This window comes from Burkholderia sp. FERM BP-3421 (assembly GCF_028657905.1).
GTDB lineage: Bacteria > Pseudomonadota > Gammaproteobacteria > Burkholderiales > Burkholderiaceae > Burkholderia.
The window spans coordinates 812,862-831,742 of record NZ_CP117781.1 but is presented as its reverse complement, the minus strand read 5'-3'; the positions used below and the strand labels follow the sequence as shown (position 1 = coordinate 831,742).

18 protein-coding genes and 1 pseudogene are annotated in these 18,881 nt (G+C 69.7%); 12 read left to right on the top strand and 7 right to left on the bottom strand.

Annotated features, from left to right (window positions below; genetic code table 11):
- Nucleotides 1-150 precede the first annotated feature (150 nt).
- The 3 genes from amaB to Bsp3421_RS06810 all read right to left on the bottom strand — a co-directional run bounded on the left by amaB (nt 151) and on the right by Bsp3421_RS06810 (nt 4,016).
- A complete protein-coding gene (gene amaB, locus Bsp3421_RS06820; RefSeq protein WP_273997580.1) occupies nt 151-1,662 on the bottom strand; it encodes an L-piperidine-6-carboxylate dehydrogenase in 1,512 nt (503 codons plus the stop codon).
- Nucleotides 1,663-1,773: 111 nt separating this feature from the next.
- Nucleotides 1,774-2,982 carry an aminotransferase-like domain-containing protein gene (locus tag Bsp3421_RS06815; protein ID WP_273997579.1) on the bottom strand — a complete coding sequence of 403 codons (1,209 nt, stop codon included), beginning with the start codon at nt 2,980-2,982 and terminating at the stop codon, nt 1,774-1,776.
- Nucleotides 2,983-2,996: 14 nt separating this feature from the next.
- Nucleotides 2,997-4,016, bottom strand: coding sequence for a DUF1338 domain-containing protein (locus tag Bsp3421_RS06810; protein WP_273997578.1), 1,020 nt, complete (start codon nt 4,014-4,016; stop codon nt 2,997-2,999).
- Nucleotides 4,017-4,190: 174 nt separating this feature from the next.
- Between Bsp3421_RS06810 and Bsp3421_RS06805 the strand changes: the two genes are divergently transcribed.
- From Bsp3421_RS06805 to Bsp3421_RS06795, 3 genes are all read left to right on the top strand, one after another.
- Entirely contained in the window at nt 4,191-5,093 is a 903-nt protein-coding gene (locus Bsp3421_RS06805; RefSeq protein WP_273997577.1) for a LysR substrate-binding domain-containing protein, read from the top strand.
- A gap of 353 nt (nt 5,094-5,446) precedes the next feature.
- Entirely contained in the window at nt 5,447-5,965 is a 519-nt protein-coding gene (locus tag Bsp3421_RS06800) for a dihydrofolate reductase family protein (RefSeq protein WP_273997576.1), read from the top strand.
- Nucleotides 5,966-6,120: 155 nt separating this feature from the next.
- Nucleotides 6,121-6,813 carry a TetR/AcrR family transcriptional regulator gene (locus Bsp3421_RS06795; RefSeq protein WP_273997575.1) on the top strand — a complete coding sequence of 231 codons (693 nt, stop codon included), beginning with the start codon at nt 6,121-6,123 and terminating at the stop codon, nt 6,811-6,813.
- Between the two features lie 42 nt (nt 6,814-6,855).
- Here Bsp3421_RS06795 and Bsp3421_RS06790 read toward each other — a convergent pair whose 3' ends face one another.
- Entirely contained in the window at nt 6,856-7,614 is a 759-nt protein-coding gene (locus tag Bsp3421_RS06790; RefSeq protein ID WP_273997574.1) for a DeoR/GlpR family DNA-binding transcription regulator, read from the bottom strand.
- Nucleotides 7,615-7,807: 193 nt separating this feature from the next.
- Between Bsp3421_RS06790 and Bsp3421_RS06785 the strand changes: the two genes are divergently transcribed.
- The 6 genes from Bsp3421_RS06785 to Bsp3421_RS06760 all read left to right on the top strand — a co-directional run bounded on the left by Bsp3421_RS06785 (nt 7,808) and on the right by Bsp3421_RS06760 (nt 11,916).
- A complete protein-coding gene (locus Bsp3421_RS06785; protein WP_252984869.1) occupies nt 7,808-7,993 on the top strand; it encodes a hypothetical protein in 186 nt (61 codons plus the stop codon).
- A 113-nt stretch (nt 7,994-8,106) separates the two neighbouring features.
- A complete protein-coding gene (locus tag Bsp3421_RS06780; protein ID WP_273997573.1) occupies nt 8,107-8,979 on the top strand; it encodes a DMT family transporter in 873 nt (290 codons plus the stop codon).
- 77 nt (nt 8,980-9,056) lie between these two features.
- Nucleotides 9,057-9,911, top strand: a complete 855-nt coding sequence (gene nadE / locus Bsp3421_RS06775) for an ammonia-dependent NAD(+) synthetase (RefSeq protein ID WP_273997572.1) — start codon at nt 9,057-9,059, stop codon at nt 9,909-9,911.
- A 119-nt stretch (nt 9,912-10,030) separates the two neighbouring features.
- On the top strand, nt 10,031-10,675 hold the full coding sequence (locus Bsp3421_RS06770; protein WP_273997571.1) for a glutathione S-transferase family protein: 645 nt from the start codon (nt 10,031-10,033) through the stop codon (nt 10,673-10,675).
- A gap of 238 nt (nt 10,676-10,913) precedes the next feature.
- Nucleotides 10,914-11,258: a hypothetical protein gene (locus Bsp3421_RS06765; protein ID WP_273997570.1), complete on the top strand. Its 345-nt coding sequence runs from the start codon at nt 10,914-10,916 to the stop codon at nt 11,256-11,258.
- Between the two features lie 37 nt (nt 11,259-11,295).
- Nucleotides 11,296-11,916 (top strand): LysE family translocator, encoded by a 621-nt coding sequence (locus Bsp3421_RS06760; RefSeq protein WP_273997569.1) that lies wholly within the window; start codon nt 11,296-11,298, stop codon nt 11,914-11,916.
- Nucleotides 11,917-11,983: 67 nt separating this feature from the next.
- Here Bsp3421_RS06760 and Bsp3421_RS06755 read toward each other — a convergent pair whose 3' ends face one another.
- Nucleotides 11,984-12,553 (bottom strand): TetR/AcrR family transcriptional regulator, encoded by a 570-nt coding sequence (locus Bsp3421_RS06755; protein WP_443111478.1) that lies wholly within the window; start codon nt 12,551-12,553, stop codon nt 11,984-11,986.
- A 163-nt stretch (nt 12,554-12,716) separates the two neighbouring features.
- On the opposite strand from Bsp3421_RS06755, the gene Bsp3421_RS06750 reads away from it, so the two are divergent.
- Genes Bsp3421_RS06750 through Bsp3421_RS06740 form a run of 3 tightly spaced genes read left to right on the top strand, consistent with a single transcriptional unit; the run spans nt 12,717 to nt 15,267 of the window.
- The gene (locus Bsp3421_RS06750; RefSeq protein WP_273997568.1) at nt 12,717-13,931 is read left to right on the top strand and encodes a Tm-1-like ATP-binding domain-containing protein; all 1,215 of its coding nucleotides are present in this window, start codon (nt 12,717-12,719) and stop codon (nt 13,929-13,931) included.
- Between the two features lie 2 nt (nt 13,932-13,933).
- Nucleotides 13,934-14,824, top strand: coding sequence for a phosphoenolpyruvate hydrolase family protein (locus Bsp3421_RS06745; protein ID WP_273997567.1), 891 nt, complete (start codon nt 13,934-13,936; stop codon nt 14,822-14,824).
- Complete coding sequence (locus tag Bsp3421_RS06740) at nt 14,821-15,267, top strand: SRPBCC family protein (protein WP_273997566.1); 447 nt, start codon at nt 14,821-14,823, stop codon at nt 15,265-15,267. The genes Bsp3421_RS06745 and Bsp3421_RS06740 overlap by 4 nt, the downstream gene beginning before the upstream one ends.
- Before the next feature lie 228 nt (nt 15,268-15,495).
- Here the strand turns inward: Bsp3421_RS06740 and Bsp3421_RS06735 are convergent, their stop codons facing one another.
- Nucleotides 15,496-17,172: a S10 family peptidase gene (locus tag Bsp3421_RS06735; protein WP_273997565.1), complete on the bottom strand. Its 1,677-nt coding sequence runs from the start codon at nt 17,170-17,172 to the stop codon at nt 15,496-15,498.
- Between the two features lie 65 nt (nt 17,173-17,237).
- Nucleotides 17,238-18,830 (bottom strand): annotated as a pseudogene (locus Bsp3421_RS06730) (S53 family peptidase).
- Between the last annotated feature and the right edge of the window lie 51 nt (nt 18,831-18,881).

Here is an 18,881-nt window from a genome sequence, read left to right as displayed (position 1 = left end):
CGATGCGGCCCGCCGGCCCACGAGGTCGGCAGGCAGGCGATGCGGCTGCGGATGCAACGACGCGCGGATCCGGCGATGAAGGCGGCCGGGCGCGCGGCCCGGCCCGATGCGATGCGGACGAACGCGGCGCCAGGCCGCGCCGTTCGGCGCTTACACGTCGAACTTCACGCCTTGCGCGAGCGGCAGCTCGCGGCTGTAGTTGATCGTGTTGGTCGCGCGGCGCATGTAGCTCTTCCACGCATCGGAGCCCGATTCGCGGCCGCCGCCCGTTTCCTTCTCGCCGCCGAACGCGCCGCCGATCTCCGCGCCGCTCGTGCCGATGTTCACGTTGACGATCCCGCAATCGCTGCCCGCGCCCGACATGAATTGCTCGGCCTCGCGCACGTCGTTCGTGAAGATCGACGACGACAACCCCTGCGGCACCGCATTGTGCACCGCGAGCGCGTCGGCGAACTCATCGTAGACCAGCACGTACAGGATCGGCGCGAAAGTCTCGCGCTCCACGACGGCGCTCTGCGCGGGCATCCGCACAAGGGCAGGCCGCACGTAGTACGCATCCGCATGGCCGAGATCGACGCGCTCGCCGCCCAGCACCGTGCCGCCCTGCTCGCGCGCGTCGGCCAGCGCCTTTTGCATCGCATCGAACGACGCGCGATCGACGAGCGGCCCGACCAGCGTGCCCGCCTCGAGCGGATTGCCGACCGTCACGCTCGCGAACGCCTTTTCGAGGCGCGGCAGCAGCTGGTCCGCCACGCTGCGATGGACGATCAGCCGGCGCAGCGTGGTGCAGCGCTGGCCCGCCGTGCCGACCGCCGAGAACGTCACGGCGCGCACCACGAGATCGAGATCCGCGCTCGGCGCGACGATCATGCCGTTGTTGCCGCCGAGCTCGAGGATGCTGCGCGCGAGCCGCGCGCTCAACACCTTCGCGACCTCGATCCCCATCCGCACGCTGCCCGTCGCGCTGACGAGCGGCACCTTCGGCGACGTGCTCAGCACCTCGCCGACCTCGCGCGCGCCGAGCACGAGCTGGCTCAGCCCCGCGGGCGCGACGCCCGGGTGGGTCTTCTCGAATTCGTGCAGCGCCTTGGCGAACAGCGTGTGGCATGCGATCGCGGTCAACGGGGTCTTTTCCGACGGCTTCCACACGACCGAGTCGCCGCACACGAACGCGAGCGCCGCGTTCCACGACCACACCGCGACCGGGAAATTGAACGCCGAGATCACGCCGCACACGCCGAGCGGATGCCAGGTCTCCATCATGCGGTGGCCGGGCCGCTCGGAGGCGATCGTCAGGCCGTACAGCTGGCGCGACAGACCGACCGCGAAATCGCAGATGTCGATCATTTCCTGCACCTCGCCCAGCCCCTCGGACGCGATCTTGCCCGCCTCCAGCGTGACGAGGCGGCCGAGCGCCGCCTTGTGCTCGCGCAGCACGTTGCCGAACACGCGCACCAGTTCGCCGCGCACCGGCGCGGGCACCGAGCGCCACTTGAGGAACGCCGCGTGCGCGGCGTCGATCTTGCGCTCGGCGTCGGCCGCGCTGTCGACGGCGAGCGTCGCGAGCGTCGCGCCGTCGAGCGGCGAACGCGCGGTCAGCGCGCTGCCCCGCCACTGGCCAAGATCGATGTCGAGCGCCGCGAGAATGTCGTTGAATTGCATCACTTCCTCTTGAGGGACAGGTTGATCGGTGCGGCTGCGCCGCTTGGGTTGATCGATTGAAACGCGTTCGCGCGCGGCATGCAAGCCGCGCGGGCGGCTCGGCCGCCCACGCTAACGCACCGCCAATGCCGCGCGCAGGCGCCGCACGCCTTCGAAAATCTCCGCCTCGCCCGCCGCGGCGAACGACAGCCGCAGCGTGGCCGGATCCGCGTCGCATGCGTAGAACGCGCTGCCGGGCACGTACATCACGTTGTGCTCGAGCGCGCGCTTGAGCACCTCGGCCGCGTCGCGGCCGCCCGTCAGCCGCGCCCAGACGAACATGCCGCCCGACGGCGCGCTCCACGTGATGTCGTCCGCGAGGAACGCCTGCAGCGCACGCATCATCGCATCGCAACGGCCGCCGTAGGCGCGCGCGATCGTGCGCAGGTGGCCGGCGAGCCGGCCGCTGTCCAGATAGCGGCGCACCGCCTCCTGCGCGACGGGCGCGGTGCACAGGTCGCTCGTCTGCTTGGCCACCGTCATCCGGCGCGCGATCGCGGCCGGCGCGACGGCCCAGCCGATCCGCAAGCCCGGCGCGACGATCTTCGACAGGCTGCCCAGATAGACCGTCCAGTCCGCCGCGCCCGCGCAGGCGAGGATCGGCGCCAGCGGCTCGCCCGCGAAGCGCAGGTCCGCGTAGGGATCGTCCTCGACCAGCACGAAGCGATGTTCCTGCGCGAGCCGCGCGAGCGCCGCGCGGCGCTCGGCGGGCAAGGTCGCGCCGGTCGGGTTCGCGAAGGTCGGCACCGTGTACAGCAGCTTCGGACGCGGCCGCGCAGCCGGCCACGCGGCCAGTTGCGCGTGCAGCGCATCGGCGTCGATGCCGTGCGCGTCGGTCGCGACCGGCACGATCGTCGCGCCCGCGAGGCGCAGCGCCTGCAGCGCGGCCGGATAGGCGGGCGCCTCGACCAGCGCGGCGTCGCCCGGCTCGATCAGCGTGCGCAGCAGCAGGTCGAAGCCTTGCTGCGAACCGGTCGTGACCAGCACCTGATCCGGCTCGCAGGACACGCCGCGCATCTGCGTCATCCACTCGGCCAGCGCACGGCGCAGGCCCGGCGCGCCGGCGGTGTCGCCGTACTGCAGGCACGCGAGCGGATCGTCGCGACAGGCGTCGGCCAGCGCGGCCGCGATGCCGTCACGGTCGAACAGGTCGGGCGACGGATAGCCGCCCGCGAACGAAATCATGCCGGGCTTGCCCAGATGCCGGAACAGCTCGCGGATCGGCGAGCCCTGCGGATCGGCGAACGGCGCGGCGAACGGATATTCGATGGCGGCCTGCATGTGGCTCCCCGTGCTCAGGCGGCGGCCGTCATCTTGAAGATGCCGGTCGCATTGCCCGCGTCGAAACCGAGATCGAGCGTCGTGCGGCCGGTTGCGCCGTCCTCGACCTGATCGCGGGTGATGAATTCATAGAAGGAGCCCGGCACCTCGCGCTCGACCCGCGCGCCGGCCGCATCCACGAAGGCGCGCAGCACGGGGTCCGCGCGGAATGCGGTCTGCCGCACGCGACCCGACTTCGACACCTCGACCACCGCCTTGATCGGCCGCCCGAGCGCGCGCTGCGCGTCGGCCACCGCGTCCACGTCGGCGACCCGGTCGGTCGCGTGGTTGAACGCGTTGCCCTCGGTCGCGATCCAGGCCATTTCCGCCGACTCGGCGCGCAGCGTCTCGTAGTCCGAAAGCCTCGGCGTCGCATGCTGGCGAGCGAAGCAGCGCACCAGCACCGGCAGCAGCGCGCATGCGTCGGCGAGCGGCAGCCACGCGTCGCGCTCCAGCTCGGCGAGCGTCGCGACGGCGTGCGGCGTCAGCGGATCGGCCGATCTGTCGAGCACCCGCGTGGCCGCCTGCTGGAACGCGCCGCTGAAGCGCTCGGGATGCAGCTCGCTGACGAAGTACTGGGCAATCTGATCGGGCGCGTCGAGGTGCGCGTAGGAGCGGCCCGTCATCTTCAGGCGATCGAGCGGATAGGTGCCGTTCAGCCGATAGCCGAGCGGACGCAGGATGCGCGTGAACGCGGCCTCGCCGGGCGGCAGCGCGCCGCACGACGGCCAGCGCACGGTGCGCAGCGCGCCGTGGTCGAACGTGACGCGGCCGCCGGTGCGCGCCACGTCGTCGGTGTAGGCGCGGCCCGTCGGCACCCGTTCGAGCAGGTCCGCGAACAAGGCCATGTTGAGCGCCTGCGCGAGTTCCGCGCGCGTCACCACCCCGGGCTCGCCGCGCGAAAACAGTGCGGGAACATGCATGAGCCGCATCAATGCGTCGATGGCGCGTGCGTCGCGAACCGAGGCGAGCAGGACGGCGAGATTGTCGTTCATCGGGATTTCCGGGGCGTTTCGGCTGTTTCCGGCATCGGGTCGACCGAAAAACAGGCAATGAAAAAAATAATCGGGGCCATTTTCGATGCGCCAGAACTCGCCGGCAACTGATATAAACTCACCAGTTCATTCCTAAAACTCACCAACCCAGGCCGAACGCGGCCGTTCTTCCCGATGCGAAAAGGCATTCCGAATCTTGCGGCGCTGCAGATCTTCGAGGCCGCGGCGCACCACGAAAGCTTCACCCGCGCGGCGGATGCGCTTGCGCTCACGCAGAGCGCGGTGAGCCGGCAGATGACGGCGCTGGAGGAACGGCTCGGCGTCGCATTGTTCCTGAGAATCAAGAAGCGGGTGGTGCTGACGCCGCACGGCCGCCATTACGCGGCGCTCGTGCGCAAGAACCTCGAACGGATCGAGCGCGACACGCTGGATCTGATGGCGCAGCGCGGCATCGGCGCGACGCTCGAACTGGCGGTCGTGCCGACCTTCGCGAGCCAATGGCTGATTCCGCGCCTGCCGCAGTTCCGCGCGCGGCGGCCCGACATCACGGTCAACCTGTCCGCGCGCACCGAGGCCTTCCTGTTCAGCGACTCGCCGTTCGACGCGGCGATCTACTTCGGCCATGCGGTCTGGCCCGGCACGCGCGGCCGGCTGCTGTTCCAGGAAGGCGAGATGGTGCCGGTCTGTCATCCGGCGCTGCTGTCGGCCGGCGCGCCGCTCGCGCGCGACGCGCTGCTGGAGCTGCCGCTGCTGCACCTGTCGACGCGCGCGGACGCCTGGCGCGACTGGTTCCGCGCGCACGGCCTCGAACACGACGTGCGCGCGGTGCGCGGCCCGCGCTACGAGCTGTTCACGATGCTGTCGGCGGCCGCGCATGCGGGGCTGGGGGTGGCGCTGATGCCCGCGCTGCTGGTCGCGGACGAACTGGCGTCGGGACGGCTCGCGGCGGCGTCGACGCTGCGGCTCGCGAGCGACGCCGGGTACTACCTCGTCGCGCCGGACGCGACGGCGGACAGCGAGCCGTTCGCCGCCCTGGCCGAGTGGCTGGACAGCGTGGCGCCGGCGGAGACGGCGTGACGCGGCGGGAACGGCAAGCGTCTCGGCGGGGCGCAGGGGCAACGCCTCGTTCATGAATGCCACAGGGGCGACCATTGCCGCCCCCGAGCGGACATTCAGCCGGCGCTCGGCGAATCACGTCCGCCGGCCCGAACAGCAGGCGCGCTTTCCATCGACGACCGATTCCTGAACAGGTCGCAGCGCAAGCGCGCGTTCACGACAACGCGCCCCTGGCTCGCCGCGACGGATGCTTCGTCATCCTTGAAGCTTCCACGCTGCTCGACTATCTTTCGAGAGAAAAAACGGTGCATCCAACCCAGCGGGATCGCATCGGAAATCCCTCGCCCGTCATCGAGCCAAGCAGGAATCGAACCATGATCTCGGTCTTCGTCGGCACCAGCCTCGACGGATTCCTCGCCCGGCCGGACGGCGCGTACGACTTCCTGCCGGCGGACGGCGGCGAGCCCCACGGGTATGAGGAATTCATGGCGGGCACCGATACGGTCGTCATCGGACGCAAGACGTTCGAGACCGTTCTGGCGCTTCCGTCATGGCCCTACGAGAAAAAACGCTCCGTCATTTTGAGTAGCCATCCTATCGATCTGTCCGCCGTGCAGGGACAGGCGATCGAGACGATGAGCGGGCCGCCCGCCGGGATCATCGAAACACTCACGGCCACCGGGTCGCGCGATTTCTACATCGACGGCGGCCTGACCATCCAGGCATTCATTCGCGCGGGCCTCATCGAGCGGCTCGTGGTCACGCGGGTGCCGGTGCTGATCGGCCCGGGCAGGCCCTTGTTCGGCGCGATACCCGGCGACATCCGGCTCCGGCATGTGGCCACCCGCCAGTATCCCAGCGGACTGGTGAGCAGCGAGTATCGATTCGACTGAAGACGCCCGATGATCGCGCGGATTCGGCGCGCCCCGCCTCCAGCACGGCGCGGCGCGCCCGTCCAATCAGGGTTTCCTAGAGGATCCGGCCCACCCGGACGGCACTTTTCCACATGCTAGAATGCGCCGTCCATGCTGCCGCCCGAACCCACACAATGAAACCAGGAAGCAAGGCTGCCGCGTCGGAAAACCGCGAGCCGCCCACCGCCGGCGCACGCCGCGACGACACACGTCGCAAGTACGATCCCGAAGAGACCAAGCGCAACATCCTCGACGTCGCCACGCAGGAATTCTCCGCGATGGGGCTCGCGGGCGCGCGCGTCGACGCGATCGCCGAGCGCACGAACACGACCAAGCGCATGCTGTACTACTACTTCGACAGCAAGGAAGGCTTGTACGAGGCCGTGCTCGAAAAAGTCTACGGAGACATCCGCGCGCTCGAACTGGAGCTGAACATCGGCGAGCTGGAGCCGGTCGCGGGGCTGCGTCGGCTCGTGGAATTCACGTTCGACTACCACGACAAGCATCGCGATTTCGTGCGCCTCGTCTCGATCGAGAACACCCACGGCGCGAAGTATCTCGAACAGCTGAAATCGTTCAAGAACCGCAACGTCAGCATCATCAAGACGATCGAGGAACTGCTCGCGCGCGGCGTCGCGAGCGGCGCGTTCCGCGACGACATCGATCCCTACGACCTGCACCTGCTGATCAGCTCGTTCTGTTTCCACCGCGTGTCGAACCGCTACACGTTCGGCGCCGCGTTCGGCCGCGATCCGTCGGCCCCGCGCCTGCGGGTCCGCCATCGCGCGACGATCTGCGACGCGGTGCTGCGCTTCGTATCCTGCTGAACGACCCGGAACACGCGCGCGCCCCGCTCCGCGCGGCCGCGCTCAGCCGCAGACGATCAATTCGAGGCCGCGCGCCGCGAGCGCGCGCCGCATCGCCTTGTCGGGCGCGCGGTCGGTGACCAGATAGCGGGCGGCTTCGACGCCGTTGATCCGCACCGGCGTCACGCGGCCGAACTTCGAATGGTCGGCGACCACCACCACGGTGCCGGCCGCGGCCAGCATCCGGCTGCGCACTTCCGCCGCGAGCCGCGAGTAATCGGTGAGATCGCCGTCGGGCGTGACGCCGCCCGCGCCGACGAACGCGAAATCGACGTTGTACTGCGCCAGCTGCTGGATCGTATCGAGCCCGAAGGTCGCATCCTCGTCGTCGGACAATTCTCCGCCCAGCAGCGTCACGCGGTTTTCATTGCGGCGCGCGAGCACGAAGGCGATCCGCCAGTCGTTCGTATAGACGGTCAGGCGGTGACGGTCGGCCAGCGCGAGCGCCACCGCGTGCGTCGTGCTGCCCGAATCGAGCAGCACCGACGCGCCGTCCGGCACGAAGGTCGCCGCGCGTCGGCCGATCACCTGCTTCGCGCCCGCGTGCGCGGCCTCGCGCTCGGACAGGCTCGGCTCGCGCCGGTCGGCGGCCAGCGCGCCGCCATGCGTCATCACCAGCAGGCCGCGCGCGGCGAGCGCGTTGAGATCGCGGCGGATCGTCTCGCGCGACACATCGAGCGTGCGGACGAGTTCCGCGACCGACAGCGCGCCGGTCTTGCCGAGTTCGGACAGGATGTATTGATGTCGTTGTTCTGCGAGCATTGCGGCGAAGCGCCGGCCCGGATGGCCGGCGAAATGAGGGCGGCCTATTGTAGTACGGGTGTTTGAAGCGCATGTGTCAGGCGCGCCCGATCGCAGCGGCATCGTCAATGGTGTATTTCCTCCCATGCGCGAATCGCCGGTGCGTCGGGTTGCTACACTCGCCGTCTGACCGAACGCCACCGACGAGGAAAAGATGTATCGCAAAGGCACCGTGCTCGAAATCCAGTTCCCGCCGGAGCGGCTCAACGACGCCGCCGGCGATCCGTACTGGATCGACCTCACCCTGGACGAGGCGCGCCGCCTGCACCAGCTGCTGAGCGCCCGGCTCGCGACCGACGCCAGCGCGAACCAGCCGCTCGACACCTTCTCGATCGAGTAAGCGGCCCCGCGCCGCCCGCGCGGCGCGTGCAGTTTTCGACAAGACGACGGATGCGGCGCGCACCATACTGCGCTTCCGCTTCCTTTCGCCGGCCCGCGTCCGGCCGTGTCCGCATGCTCGCTTCCGTGTTCGCCGCGACCTTCGTCGCGCTCTGGTCGACCGGCTTCATCGTCGCTCGCGCCATCAAGCCCCACGCCGATCCGAATCTCTACCTGCTCGCCCGTTTCGCCGGCACCGCGCTGCTGTACGCCGGCGTCGCGCTCGCCGCGCGCGCACGCTGGCCGGCCGGCCGCGAGTGGGGCCGCCACCTGCTCGCGGGCGCGCTGCTGCAAGGGGTGTATCTCGGCGCGAGCTACTGGGCCGTCGCGCAAGGCCTCAACGCGGGCGTGATGGCGCTGCTGGGCGCGCTGCAGCCGCTCGCGACCGCGGTGCTGGCGGTGCCCTGCTTCGGCGAGAAGCTGCCCGCGCGCGGCTGGTTCGGCATGGCGCTCGGCCTCGCCGGCGTGGCGCTGGTGCTCGCCCCGCGACTCGCCGCGCCGGGCGCCGCCGCGCCGGGCGCCGTCTCCGCGGCGCTGGTGGTCGCGGTGGCCGTGCTCGCGGTCGCGTCGATCACGGCCGGCTCTCTCTACCAGAAAAGCTCGCTCGCGCAGACCGATCTGCGCAGCGCGGTCGCCGTGCAGAATGCCGGCGCGGCGCTCGTCGCGGCCGCGTTCGCGCTGCTGCTCGGCGAGACCCGCTGGGACAACGCGCCCGGGCTGTGGCTCTCGCTCGGTTGGGGCATCGTGATGCTGTCGGGGCTCGCCGTCACGCTGCTGATGTGGATGCTGCGGCGCGGCAACGCGGCGCGCGCGACCTCGCTGCTGTTCCTCGCGCCGCCGCTGGCCGCCCTGCAGGGTTACCTGCTGTTCGGCGAAACGCTCGCGCCGGTGCAGCTCGGCGGCTTCGCGCTCGCGCTGGCGGGGGTTTTGCTCGCGCGCAAGGCGTGACCCCCGCGGCTCGCGACGGCCGCGCGCGATTGCGCTTATGATGACGCGCTGCAACCCGACCATCCCGGAGCCCGCTCATGTCCCATCCCGACCCCGCCGCCCGCCAGCGCGCGATCGCCGCCGAGCTGCGCGTCGCCGCGCAGTTCGACGCCCGCGGCGAAGCCGCGCGCCGGGTGACCTTCCTCGCCGACTACCTGCGCTCGACCGGCCTGCGCACCTATGTGCTGGGCATCAGCGGCGGCGTCGATTCGTCGACGGCCGGCCGCCTCGCGCAGCTGGCCGTCGAGCAGTTGCGCGCGCAGGGCTGCGACGCGCGCTTCGTCGCCATGCGCCTGCCCTATGGCGTGCAGCGCGACGAAGCCGACGCGCAGCGCGCACTGGCGTTCGTGCGCGCCGACGAGACGCTGACGATCGACATCCGGCCGGCCGCCGACGCGATGCTCGCGGCGCTCTCGGCCGGCGACCTGGGCTTTCGCGACGACGCGCAGCAGGACTTCGTGCACGGCAACATCAAGGCGCGGCAGCGGATGATCGCGCAGTACGCGGCGGCTGGCGCGCGGCAAGGCATCGTGATCGGCACCGATCACGCGGCGGAATCGCTGATGGGCTTCTTCACCAAGTTCGGCGACGGCGGCGCCGACGTGCTGCCGCTCGCCGGCCTCAACAAGCGCCGGGTGCGCGAGATCGCGCGGGCGCTCGGCGCCGACGAGGCGCTCGTGATGAAAGTGCCGACCGCCGACCTGGAGGCGTTGCGCCCGCAATTGCCGGACGAGCATGCCTACGGCATCGGCTACGACCAGATCGACGACTACCTCGAAGGCAAGACAGTCGAGCCGCACGTCCACGAGACGGTGCGGCGCTTCTACGACGCGACGCATCACAAGCGCGCGCTGCCTTACACGCCGTTCGACTGGCCGGGCGCCCAGGACTGAGGAACGCACCCGCATCGCCCGACCGCGCCCCGCACGAACCGTCCCTCGACGGCGCGGGAACTTGCTACCATCGCCGCTCCGCCTCACCCCATTCCCATCCGAATTCACGGAGCCGCAGCATGAGTTACCTCCTGTACTACTCGCCGGGTGCGGCGAGCATGGCTGTCCACTGGATGTTGATCGAACTGGGCGTGCCGTTCGAGACGCAGCTCGTCGACATCGAGACCGGCGCGCAGCGCTCCCCCGACTACCTGCGCCTGAATCCGTCGGGCCGCGTGCCGACGCTCGTGGTCGACGGCGTGCCCCATGCCGAATCGGCCGCGTTGCTGATGCTGCTGGCCGAGCGCCATCCGGAAGGCGGTCTCGCGCCTGCGCCGGGCACGCCGGAACGCGCGGCATGGTACGAGCAGATGATCTACTTCGCGAACGCGCTGCTGCCGGCGATGCGCAACTGGTTCTTCGCGGAAGCCGACGGCGATCCGGCCCACGCCGATGCGGTGCGGGCCTTCTCGGAGCAGCAGATCGAAGACATCATGACGCGGCTCGACGCGCGGCTCGGCGACGGCCGCCTCTATCTGATCGGCGAGCGCCTGAGCACGGCCGATCTCCTCGCGGTGATGCTGCTGCGCTGGACCCGCAACATGCCGCGCCCCGCGACCACGTGGCCGCATCTCACGCGCTACATCGAGCAGATGCGCGCGCGGCCGTCCTTCATCGAGCTGAATGCGCGCGAAGGCCTGACGGAGTGGCTGAACCCGGCGTAAACGAACGCGCCGCGCGTGCGCCCGCCGACGGGCCGCGCGCGGCCCGTCGGCATATTCCCGCCAAGAAGCACGCCGCATCGGGACCGCATGGTTGCCCGGGCAACGACATCGCCGCCGGTATCGCTCCCCTGCCGCGTCGCGCCACGCGCGCCGCCCGACCGCACCCGCACCAGGGAATTAGCGATGCGCGCGCTCAACGCGCGCTACCATGCCGCGTTCCCTTCACGAGCCTCGCATCATGAATCCCCTGTTCCGTTATGTCGGCGCCATTCACGGCCGGGCTCGCGACGTCGCGATCACGCGGCACGACACGACTCAGGCGCGCTGGCACGACGACGGCTACGACATGCACCGCGTCGAGACGCTCTACACGTTCGACGACGGCGCGGTGATCCGGCGCGCGGTGGAGCAGGAACAGGAGCAGGAGCAGGCGCCGCGCGACCTGGCGGCGCCGGCGTGCGCCGAATGCTGGATCGACTACGAGGTGCTCGTCCATCCGGACGGCCGGCCGATCGCGCCGCCGCGCCAGCGTTTCGACAACGCCTGCCGCGAAATCTTCTGGCTGCGCTATCACGACGCATGACGCGCGCCCTTCCCGATCCGATCGTGAGCCCCCGTCCATGAACGTCGACACCCACGCGATCCTGGCCGTCCTGTCCGTCTATGTCGCCGGCGTCGTGATTCCCGGCCCCAACTTCGTCGCGGTCGCGCACAAGGCCGCCTCGGCGACGCGTCGCGAAGCGCTCGCGATGGTCGGCGGCATCGTGCTGGTCAACCTGTTCTGGGCCAGTTGCGCGATTCTCGGCATCGGCATCGTGTTCGCCGCGTTTCCGTGGCTCGCGTTCGCCATCAAGCTCGCCGGCGCCGCCTACCTGATTGGGTTCGGTGGCCGGCTGATTGCGCAGGCCCGCGCGGGTCGCGCCCCCGTCATGCCCGCGAGCGGGCCGGGCGACGCCCGCCGCGCGTTCGCGCAGGGCTTCGCGACCAACCTGGGCAATCCGAAGTCGATGGCGTTCTACGCGGCGGTGTTCGCGTCCGCCGCGCCCGCGCACGTCAGCGTGCCGACCTTCGCCGCCATGCTCGGCGTGGTCGGCATGGTCGCGACCGGCTGGTACGGATTCGTCGCGCTTGCGCTGTCGCACGCGGGCATCGCCTCGGCCTATCGGCGCGGCAAGGCCTGGGCCGATAGGCTGTGCGGCGCGCTGATCGTCGCGCTGGGCGTGCGCCAGCTGCTGCGCTGACGCACGACGACGCCCCGCGCCGCGGCATCGCGCCGCCGGCGCGGCGCAGCCCATCCGCGCCCGCGCATCAAGGCGTCGGCTGCGCCTCGTCGAGCGTCGCCTTGATCAACGCCCGGCTCATCCAGTCGACGACTTCGCGAAACGCCGCGTTGTCGAGCCCCCAGATATCCTTGAGCACGACCATCGCCTCGGTGCCGTAGACGAGCGAAAGCGCCTGCGCGAGCCGCGCGGCCGCTTCCGGCGCGACGGCCTCGTCCTTCAGCGGCTCGACGGCGAGCGTCAGCAGGCGCCGGCGGTTGCCGCGCTGATACTTGGGTTCGTCGGACGCGCGCTGCGCGCGTTCGTTGGCCCATTGCGCGAGCGCCACCTGCAGCGCCGCGCGCAGTGCGCCCTCGTGCTGCTGCATGCGCGGATACGCAAAATCGAGCAGTTCGTCGACGCGCGCCTGCACCGACTGCCCGGTGGGCCGCCATTGCAGCACCGGCCCGAGGACCGTATCGACGACCGTGCTGACGAGCGCCGCCTGCGACGGGAAATAACGGTACGCGGTGGCGCGCGACACGCCCGCCGCGGCGGCCAATTCGGTGATGGAAGGGAACCACCCTTGCTCCAGCAGCGTCAGTGCGGTATTGAGCAATAACTCACGCGTCTGCAGCCGAACGCCGGACAAAGTTTCGGAAGAATCTGCGGAAATTGACATGGATGCGGTCGATTCGATGAGACGATAGTCTCATTTGTGCTAGAGTGTGGCGCATCAAAGAAGCGCATCGTTCGACAGGGTTACTGGCGAAGGAGACCAAATGTTACCTCACCGTACACGAATCTACGTTGCGGCCACGGTTGATACAAAAAGCGCGGAAGCCCACTACCTGAAGGACCGGTTCGCCCGTCTGGGCCTCGAGGCCGTCGTCGTCGACCTGTCGACGCGCGGCGAACCGTCCGGGCTAGCGGACATCCACGCGGAGACAGTCGCGGATTGCCATCCGGACGGCAGGGGTGCCGTCCTGTGCGGCGACCGCGGCCGCGCGATCGCCGCGATGGCGGTAGCGTTCGAACGCTACATCGCGAGCCGCGACGACGTGGCCGCGCTGCTCGGCATCGGCGGCTCGGGTGGAACCGCGCTGGTCACGCCGGCCATGCAGGCGCTGCCGATCGGCGTGCCGAAGCTGATGATCTCGACGATGGCGTCGGGCGACGTGTCCCGCTACATCGGCGCGAGCGACATCGCCATCATGTACTCGGTCACCGATCTGGCCGGTCTCAATCGAATTTCATTGCGGGTGCTCGCCAACGGCGCCCACATGATCGCGGGCGCGGTGCGCGACGCGCAGCCGCTGCCGGCCGACCTGAAGCCCGCGATCGGCCTGACGATGTTCGGCGTGACCACGCCGTGCATCACGGCGGTCACGGCGCAGCTCGACACGCGCTTCGACTGCCTCGTGTTCCACGCGACGGGCCACGGCGGCCACGCGATGGAAAAGCTCGCGGACAGCGCCCTGCTCGACGGCGTGCTCGACCTCACCACCACCGAAGTCTGCGACCTGCTGTGCGGCGGCGTGCTCGCCTGCGGCGAGGACCGCTTCGACGCGATCGCGCGCAGCAAGGTACCCTACGTCGGCGCTTGCGGCGCGCTGGACATGGTCAATTTCGGCCATCTGTCGACGCTGCCACCGCGCTACGCAGACCGCCTGCTGTACCCGCACAACCCGCAGGTCACGCTGATGCGCACCACGGCCGACGAAAATCGCCGGATCGGCGCATGGATCGGCCACAAGCTGAACGCCTGCGGCGGCCCGGTCCGCTTCCTGATTCCCGAAGGCGGCGTATCGGCGCTCGACGCGCCCGGCCAGCCGTTCTGGGACCCCGAAGCCGATCGCGCACTGTTCGACGCGCTCGAGGCCACGGTCAGGCAAACCGCCGACCGCCGCCTGATCCGCGTGCCCGCGCATATCAACGACGCGCTGTTCGCGCGCACCGCAGTCGAAACGTTCTTGTCGCTCCTGTCACGGAATTGATGATGTCCAAGCCGAACCGCTCCGCCATTCTTCACCAGCTGCGCGCCATGATCGCGCGCGGCGAGCCCATCATCGGGGGCGGCGCGGGCACGGGTTTATCCGCCAAGTGCGAGGAAGCGGGCGGGATCGACCTGATCGTCATCTACAACTCGGGCCGCTACCGGATGGCCGGCCGTGGCTCGCTCGCCGGCCTGCTCGCCTACGGCAACGCGAACGAGATCGTGATGGAGATGGCGCGCGAGGTCCTGCCCGTCGTCAAGTCGACGCCGGTGATCGCCGGCGTCAACGGCACCGATCCGTTCTGCAACTTCGACGCATTCCTCGACGACGTGAGCCGGGTCGGTTTTGCCGGCGTGCAGAACTTCCCGACGGTCGGCCTGATCGACGGCAACTTCCGCGCGAATCTCGAGGAAACCGGCATGGGCTACGCGCTCGAGGTGGACATGATCCGCCTCGCGCACCGCAAGGGCATGCTGACGACGCCGTACGTATTCAGCGAGGCCGACGCGATCGCGATGACCGAGGCGGGCGCCGACATCATCGTCGCGCACCTCGGCCTGACGACGGGCGGCCGGATCGGCGCGACCACCGCGCTGCAGCTCGCCGACTGCGTGCCGCTCGTCAAGCGCTGGGCGGCCGCCGCGCGCTCCGTGCGCGACGACGTGATCGTGTTGTGCCACGGCGGCCCGATCGCCTCGCCGGAGGACGCGGCCTATATGCTGGCCGAGTGCCCCGAATGCCACGGTTTCTACGGCGCCAGCTCAATGGAGCGGCTGCCCGCCGAAACCGCGCTGACCGACACCACGCAACGCTTCAAGGCTATCAGGACGGGTTACCGCCCGCCATCCGCGGCGGCACACGAACGCCTCCGCTCAACCGAGGAGAAAGCATGACGAAGAAGCACACCGCATTCGCCAGTCAGGTTTTCGACGCGCCGCTCGGGCGCGTCTGGTCGTTCTTCGATGATTTCAACGGCATGGCCACGTTTCACCCGGGCGTGCTGGAAAGCCGTCTCGAATCGGGCGGCGACGGGCGCACGACAGGCGCCGAGCGCTATCTCGTGCTGCCGGATCATCAATTCGTGCGCGAGCGGCTGACGAAGTTCGAGCCGTCGGCATTCGAGTTCGAGTACACGATCTTCGATACCTCGCTGCCGGTGCGCAACTACGTCGCCGGCGTGCGGCTCATTCCCGTCACGGCGACCGGGCAGACCTTCGGCTTGTGGTGGGCGGATTTCACGACGGAAGGCGCGGACCTGCGCGAAGTGGCCTCGGGCGTCAGCGAAAACGTCTTTGCGGCCGGCTTTCGCGCGATCGCGGAACGACTGCGCGGCTGACCGGCCGCCCCCCTGCCCCCGCGCAGCCGAGTTCAACATCGAGCGCGACCGGGTTGGCAGCGAAGAGACCATCGAGCGACGCGCCCGGCCTGTGCCGGGCGCCATCGCCACCGCTTCTCGGGTTCTGGCGTTGGCCCTCGGATTAGGCCAGGACCTTTTTGGCCGACCTCACCCGGTCGGCCTTTTTGTATCCCGCGCGCGGTGGGCCCTTCGGCTCGCCGCGCACGCTCACGCGGCGTCGCGCCGCTTCGCCTGCAGCGCGCGGATCCGCAGCACCGCCCCGCTGTCGTGCACCGCCGAGTCGTACATCTGCGCGAGATCGTGCTTGAGCGCGGTGCGCGAGCCGCCGTCCAGGTACACCATGTGGCCCGACGGATAGAAGCGCGCCGACAGGTTCGCCCGCACCGACGGATCCTCGAGCGGCATCTGCTGCAGATCGAGCACCGTCTGGTAGAACGGCGTCACGAAATCGTAGAAGCCGTTCGCGGACAGCACCTTCAGGTCGACGTTGAGCGCCATCACGGCCGCGAGATCGCCCGCCGTGTAGAGAATCACGTTGCCCTTGTCGTCGATGCCCTGCTGCGCGCCCGTCGGATCGGTGTGATGGAAATCCCAGTTGGCGAACGCCTGGTCGTTGAGATCGGTGAACGCGGAATTCGTCGTGTACTTGAGCTGTTCGTTCAGGTAACTGTTCCACATCACCGTGTAGTCGCCCGTCACCGCCGTCATCGTCGGGTCGTTGCCGCCGGAGTTCGGGTCGATCCTGCCCGCGATGCCCGACTCGATGCCCGTCACGCGGCCGTCGTACGAGCCGAGCATCAGGCCCTGCGCGCGCAGCAGCGTGGTGAGGAACACCGAGTTGCCGCGCGCGTCGTAGCCGGCCACGTCGAGACTCCATGACAGCAGCGTGGTCGTATCGATGCCCGTGTATTCGGACAGCTTGGCGACCACGGCCGGGTCGGTCTGCGGGAACTTGCGCAGCGCGTCGAGGTAATCGCCGCGCGCGAACTGCGCGACCTCCTCGGCGAACGCGCCGAGGTCGGTGGGCGTCGGCGTCACGCCGAGCCGCTTGTGATACCACGCGTCGGCCGCCGCGGTCGGCAGCGCGCCGGCCGGATTGCCCGCCTGCTTGTAATCGAGGATCGACGATTGCAGCGTCACGCCGTTCAGGTCGACGCCGTCCTCGTGCAGCCGGTACGCGAGCACGCAGCTGCGCGCCGTGCCGTACGACTCGCCGAACAGGAATTTCGGCGAATTCCAGCGGTTGTTCTTCGTCAGGTAGCGCTTGATGAACTGCTTGATCGAATCCGCGTCCTGGTCCACGCCCCAGAAGTCGCGGTTCTTGCGCGGCGCGATCGCGGCCGAATAGCCGGTGCCGACCGGATTGATGAAGACCAGGTCGCTCTTGTCGAGCAGGCTGTCCGGGTTGTCCTCCATCTGATAAGGCGCGGGCGGCGTGAAGCCCGGCATCGAGGTGCGGATCCGGCGCGGCGCGAACGAGCCGAGCAGGACGAACACCGACGAGGAGCCGGGGCCGCCGTTGTAGAAGAACGTGACCGGGCGCGACTCCTCCGTCTGGCCGTCCTCCGTGAAGGCGACGTAGAACAGCTTCGCCTCGGGCTGCGAACTGCTCGGGTCGACCGCGACCAGATGGCCGGCGGTCGCCGTATACGCGATCCGGCGGCCGCCGACCACGAGCGTGTGATGCGTGATCGCCTCGCCCTCGGTGGTGTCGGTCACGGAATCGTCGGGCCCGTTGCCGTAGGCGACCGGATCGAAGAACGGCTGGTCGCGGCCGTGGCTCAACGCCACCGGGTCGATGGTGGGCGGCACGCCGTGAGAATTGTGCGCGCCGTGCTGCAGCGGATACGAACCGCCGCCGGAAGATACCGAATCGATACTCATCGAGCTGCTCCTTCTGGTTCTATTGGTGGTGCATGAACGAATTCGTCAATTCCGCCCGTCCGCCGCTAGGCGGCGGACTTGCCCTTCAGCGCGGCGGCCAGCTTCGCCCCGTCGGGGCTGCCCAGCCCCGTGCACGCGTCCCAGCCCGGCGACGCCGCATATGCGCCGTTGTTGCCCTGCGTGACGTCGCGCAACGCGCCCGGGTTCGCGTACAGCGTCGGATTCAGCCAGCCGGCCGCGCTGCCCGCCGCCGCGTTGATCCGTGCGATCAGCGCCGCCCACAGCGGCGCGACCGCGCTCGTGCCGCCCATCACCGCGGCCGTGCCCGCCACCGAGACCTCGTAGCCCGTCTGCGGCGACGCATCGCCCGCCACGTCCGGCACCCCGCGCTTGGCCAGCGGGCTCGTCTGCCCGCCGTCGCTCGCCGTCACGCTCAGGCCTTGCTGCCACGCCGGCAGGTCGAACACCGTGCTCACGCCGCCGCCGCTCGCGCCGCCGCCCGACGCCGTGTCGTTCCACACGGTCTCCGCGCGGATGCCCTGGCCGGGCAGCGCCTGGAGCGTGGTGCCGCCGCAGGCCAGCGCATAGGGGCTCGACGCCGGGAAGTCGACGTGGTTCACGCCGTCCTGCAGGCCTTCGTCGGAGCCGCTGTCGCCGGACGCCGCGCACACCGTCACGCCGACCGCGGCGGCCGATTGCAGCACCCGGTTGAACGCCTGCAGGGACTGCGACGACCAGGCGGCCTCCGGGCCGCCCTAGCTGATCGAGATCACGGAGGGCCGGTTCGCGGTGTCGTGCACCGCCTGGTTGACCGCCTGGATGAAGCCCGCGTCGCTGTTCTGCGCGAAATAGACGGCGATCGTCGCGCCGGGCGCGATCGCACCCGCGACCTCGATGTCGAGCGCGACCTCGCCGTCCGGCCCGTTCGGATCGCCGGTCGGCGCATTGCGTCCGGCGCCGACGTTCACGTCGACGAGCGTCGGCGTCTTCGCCAGGCCGAGGCCGTTGAAATACCGGTTGATGTCGTCGGGCGCATAACCGCCGCCGAGTTCGATCAGCGCGATGCACTGGCCCGCGCCGTCGCCGGCCGGGAAGTCGTACAGCGCGGCGAGCTGGGGCGGCGTGAAGGTGACCGCCGCGCCCCCGAGCGCGGGCTGGAACGGCGGCCGGAACCGGAAATGCGGCCGCGCGGCCGGCCGGGTGTCGAGCCCCAGCACGGCGGTGACCGTATCGCTCAGGTCGTCGGGCAGCGTGATCGCGCCGGTGCGGGCGCGGTACTGGCCGATGGTGCGGTGTTCGAAACGTTGCAGCGTCACGCCGAAGGCCGCCTCGACCTGCGCGACGGTGCCGGCCAGCACGACGACGCTCTGCGCCGGGTCGACCCGCGCCACGGTCAACTGATGCCCGCGCGCGAACGCCTCGAGTTTCGCGACGTCGGCGGGCGCGGCGCCGAAACGCTGCGCGAACGCCTCGCGCGTGACCGGCTTCGCGTTCGGATCGCCGCGCGCGAGGCCTTTCAGCAAGGTGTCGAGATGCTGCTCTTCCTGCCGTCGCAACATCACCGTGACATGTATCGTCTCGGTGGGATCGCATGCGCCGAGACAGGTGGATTCGGCCGCGACCTGCGCTTCATTGCCGGCGTGAAGATGTCTTGCCATGTTCGGACCCTCCTTGGTTACCGCGTTGCACGGACTGCCAGGAAATCGGAC

What these genes read in the sequence shown, in the direction of transcription:
- Bsp3421_RS06810 (WP_273997578.1), bottom strand. Translation starts at nt 4,016, where the DNA reads ATGAACGACAATCTCGCCGTCCTGCTCGCCTCGGTTCGCGACGCACGC.
- Bsp3421_RS06815 (WP_273997579.1), bottom strand. Translation starts at nt 2,982, where the DNA reads ATGCAGGCCGCCATCGAATATCCGTTCGCCGCGCCGTTCGCCGATCCG.
- Bsp3421_RS06805 (WP_273997577.1), top strand. Translation starts at nt 4,191, where the DNA reads ATGCGAAAAGGCATTCCGAATCTTGCGGCGCTGCAGATCTTCGAGGCC.
- amaB (WP_273997580.1), bottom strand. Translation starts at nt 1,662, where the DNA reads ATGCAATTCAACGACATTCTCGCGGCGCTCGACATCGATCTTGGCCAG.
- Bsp3421_RS06790 (WP_273997574.1), bottom strand. Translation starts at nt 7,614, where the DNA reads ATGCTCGCAGAACAACGACATCAATACATCCTGTCCGAACTCGGCAAG.
- Bsp3421_RS06780 (WP_273997573.1), top strand. Translation starts at nt 8,107, where the DNA reads ATGCTCGCTTCCGTGTTCGCCGCGACCTTCGTCGCGCTCTGGTCGACC.
- Bsp3421_RS06800 (WP_273997576.1), top strand. Translation starts at nt 5,447, where the DNA reads ATGATCTCGGTCTTCGTCGGCACCAGCCTCGACGGATTCCTCGCCCGG.
- Bsp3421_RS06740 (WP_273997566.1), top strand. Translation starts at nt 14,821, where the DNA reads ATGACGAAGAAGCACACCGCATTCGCCAGTCAGGTTTTCGACGCGCCG.
- Bsp3421_RS06735 (WP_273997565.1), bottom strand. Translation starts at nt 17,172, where the DNA reads ATGAGTATCGATTCGGTATCTTCCGGCGGCGGTTCGTATCCGCTGCAG.
- Bsp3421_RS06750 (WP_273997568.1), top strand. Translation starts at nt 12,717, where the DNA reads ATGTTACCTCACCGTACACGAATCTACGTTGCGGCCACGGTTGATACA.
- Bsp3421_RS06760 (WP_273997569.1), top strand. Translation starts at nt 11,296, where the DNA reads ATGAACGTCGACACCCACGCGATCCTGGCCGTCCTGTCCGTCTATGTC.
- Bsp3421_RS06765 (WP_273997570.1), top strand. Translation starts at nt 10,914, where the DNA reads ATGAATCCCCTGTTCCGTTATGTCGGCGCCATTCACGGCCGGGCTCGC.
- Bsp3421_RS06785 (WP_252984869.1), top strand. Translation starts at nt 7,808, where the DNA reads ATGTATCGCAAAGGCACCGTGCTCGAAATCCAGTTCCCGCCGGAGCGG.
- Bsp3421_RS06770 (WP_273997571.1), top strand. Translation starts at nt 10,031, where the DNA reads ATGAGTTACCTCCTGTACTACTCGCCGGGTGCGGCGAGCATGGCTGTC.
- nadE (WP_273997572.1), top strand. Translation starts at nt 9,057, where the DNA reads ATGTCCCATCCCGACCCCGCCGCCCGCCAGCGCGCGATCGCCGCCGAG.
- Bsp3421_RS06795 (WP_273997575.1), top strand. Translation starts at nt 6,121, where the DNA reads ATGAAACCAGGAAGCAAGGCTGCCGCGTCGGAAAACCGCGAGCCGCCC.
- Bsp3421_RS06745 (WP_273997567.1), top strand. Translation starts at nt 13,934, where the DNA reads ATGTCCAAGCCGAACCGCTCCGCCATTCTTCACCAGCTGCGCGCCATG.